The organism is Acidithiobacillus ferriphilus, assembly GCF_018854775.1.
Taxonomy (GTDB): domain Bacteria; phylum Pseudomonadota; class Gammaproteobacteria; order Acidithiobacillales; family Acidithiobacillaceae; genus Acidithiobacillus; species Acidithiobacillus ferriphilus.
Window position 1 is genome coordinate 1 of record NZ_JAAZTY010000234.1, and the last position, 2,935, is coordinate 2,935.

3 protein-coding genes are annotated in these 2,935 nt (G+C 63.5%); 1 reads left to right on the forward strand and 2 read right to left on the reverse strand.

Going from position 1 to position 2,935, the window contains the following annotated elements:
• A partial coding sequence (locus HF921_RS12775; RefSeq protein WP_226834622.1) for a ComEC/Rec2 family competence protein occupies nucleotides 1-1,831 on the reverse strand: 1,831 nt, incomplete at its 3' end.
• Between HF921_RS12775 and HF921_RS12780 the strand changes: the two genes are divergently transcribed.
• Nucleotides 1,831-2,391: a DUF2062 domain-containing protein gene (locus HF921_RS12780; protein ID WP_064219282.1), complete on the forward strand. Its 561-nt coding sequence runs from the start codon at nucleotides 1,831-1,833 to the stop codon at nucleotides 2,389-2,391. The two genes, HF921_RS12775 and HF921_RS12780, sit on opposite strands and share 1 nt — an antisense overlap.
• Here HF921_RS12780 and HF921_RS12785 read toward each other — a convergent pair.
• The coding region (locus HF921_RS12785) for an ABC transporter ATP-binding protein (protein WP_215893953.1) at nucleotides 2,388-2,935 on the reverse strand (548 nt) is incomplete at its 5' end. The genes HF921_RS12780 and HF921_RS12785 overlap by 4 nt on opposite strands.

The following is a 2,935-nucleotide window of genomic DNA, read 5'->3' on the forward strand; positions in this document are numbered from 1 at the left end:
CTGGCGGTCCGCCGGGATAGTCGCGGGCTCCGGCAGGCCACCACTGGCGGGCAGCGATAGGCAGCGGCTGGGGTGCGGAAATGTCGCTGCGCAACCACGCATCCACCCGCGTCACGCCCTGCTGGCGCAGCGCCGCCGTAAGCGCGAGGCCGCCGCTGCGGCGACTGGCCGCCTTCCAGAGATTTGCCGAGAAAATACCACTCTGTGCCCCTTTCTGCCAGAACAGCAGCATGCCCGATCCCGCATCCAGAGCACGCAATTCCAGATCGGTGGTGTCGCCGGCGGGGATCAGGAGCGGCACCATGCCCAGCAAAGCCAGTCGACGCCCTGGCCAGCCCACCGGCAGGAAAAAGATGCTGAATCCCAGCACCGCCGCCAGCAAGGCCCAGGTGCGACCAGTACCCGTGCTGATCCGGGCAAAAGGAATGTGCAGCAAAACACGGAGGAGCGCCGTCACGGCGTCCATTTCCAGAGCCACCAAATGAAAAAACAGGCGACTGAGGAGTTCCAGATCCAGCAGCGCGAACAGGGCGCCCAGCAAGGCCAGCGGCACGGCCAGCAATTCCACCAGCGGGATCACCAACACATTCGCAACGGGGGAAATCAGGGATACCTGTCCGAAGAGTCCCGCCAGCAGGGGCATCAAGGCGATGGAGACCGCCCATTGACTGCGCAACAGCGCGCGCCAGCCGACTTCGCCGTAGCCAACGGCCACCAGCGCCGCCACCGCGCCCAGAGACAACCAAAAGCCCACATCCACCAGCGCGCCGGGATTTTTCAGCGCAATCAGCAAGGCAGCCAGGGACAGTCCCTGCCAGGCATTGTTGGGACGTCCCAGCAGATGGGCGAGAGCCGCTGCGGTGATCATCCAGGCGGCGCGTTCGCCGGGAATCTGCATACCGGCAAAACTGGCATAGGCCCAGGCCGCCGGGATACTGCAGAGGATACCCGCCGTCTGCGCCGGCCAGCGGGCGACCAGCCAGGGGATACGCCGCCACAGCCACTGACTGAGCCACAGGGCCAGTCCGGCGACCACGGCCACGTGGGAGCCGGAGATCACCAGCAAGTGGGCGGTGCCCGTATCCCTGTACACTTGCCAGATCTCGGGCGGGAGCTGGTTACCGACACCGATACTCAGCGCCTGTACGAAGCCCGCCGCCTCGCGGTCCAGCGCCATATTGCTGGCATGGAGCACCACTTCACGGGCCGCCGCGATATGGTCTTGCAGATTCCAGTGGGAAACCGGTAACAACCGACCACCCTGCAGCCGCGCCACCCCGCCCTCCCCGGCCCAGAAACGCTGGCGGGCGAGGTCGGCAAAGGGGCTGCCGGGTAGACTCGCCAGAGATTCGCTGTGCAACCGTAACTGCCAGCGCTGCCCGACTATGGGGACTTCCGAAAGATTACCGTGAACGATAATGGTGTCAGGGCGGGCGCCCGCAGGGGCCTCTGCCGACCAGTGCTCCGGCGTCAAAAGAAAGCGATATTCCCGACCTCCCAACTGGGGTATGGAGACGATGCGGCCCCGGACACTGAAGTCCTGATCCACCGGCCAGTGCATAGCGAGACGCAGATCAGCCTGCCAGATGCCCCAGGCAAAGGCCCCCGCCACGGCTATCAGCAGCAGCGCAGGCCGCCATTTCCAAGCTAGGAGTAGCCCGAAAAGCATCACGGAAAGCGGAATCCACAAAGCGGGCAACTGCCGGAAGCTGTGAAAAAGCCCCAGCCCCAGCCCCGCGGCGATGGCCAAAAACGGTAGTGACGGCCAGGAGTTGGCCCAGGGCGGCAGCTTGGCTACACTAGCCCCCTTATGACCTAGGAAATATCGCATTGCGCCTACCTGCATTCTGTCGCCTTCCCACCCGCGAGGACATCCTTAGCAAACGTCCATTGGGACGTTTTACGCATTTTCTGGCCCGCCCGGTACTGTGGCATCCCCATCGTCACAACGTCGCGCGCGCCGTAGCCATCGGCACTTTTGTTGGCAGCCTGCCTTTTTTTGGCCATGTTCTGAGCATCTTGCTCATCAGCCTCTGGCGTCGCGCCTATATTCCCATCGGCGTCGTTATGCCCTTCATAGTGACCGGCCCCTTCACCATCGTGCCCTTTTTCTTCGCATCCTATGAACTGGGGTTCTGGCTGCTCAACCAGTTGGGGCTGGCCCCGGCTATCACCATCCATTATGCGGATATCCACGCGATGTTCCATGGTCAGATCAGCATGATGATCATGGGAGACCGCCTCTGGCACGCCTATCTGCTCACTTGGCTGGGCAGCGTCATCCTCGGCGGGGGGCTCGCCCTGACACTGTATTTTGGCGTGCTCGGTGGCTGGCGGCTCTGGATACTCTGGCGACTGCGCCGTCGTCGCCTGCAGCGCGGCCGGTTTTAATGCAAGGCTTTCAGGGGCAGTAAGACGCCATCTTGCAGCCGGAGCACGCGCCCCATGTGCGCCGCCAGCGCTGGCTCATGGGTGACAATAACCAGTGCCGTGCCCATTTCCTGATTAAGGTCGAGCATCAGTTGGTGGACGCTCTCCGCCGACTCACTATCTAGATTGCCGGTGGGTTCATCGGCGAGGAGCAGCGCCGGACGGGTAACCAGGGCACGCGCCAGGGCAACCCGTTGCCGTTCGCCACCGGAGAGCGTGCCGGGCTTGTGGTCCAGGCGCTCGCCCAAGCCGACGCGAGTCAGAATTTCCTTACCCCAGGGCTCGACAGATTGGCGCGACACCCGGCGTATCAACAGCGGTAGCAGCACGTTCTCCAGCGCGGTGAACTCGGGCAGCAAACGATGCAACTGATAAACGAAACCGACACTCTGGTTACGTAAGCGGCTGCGCGCCGACTCGCCCAGTTTGTAGACCTCCTGCCCAAGAATCCGCACCCCCCCCCCCGACGGGCGCTCTAAGCCGCCCATGAGGTGCATCAACGTGC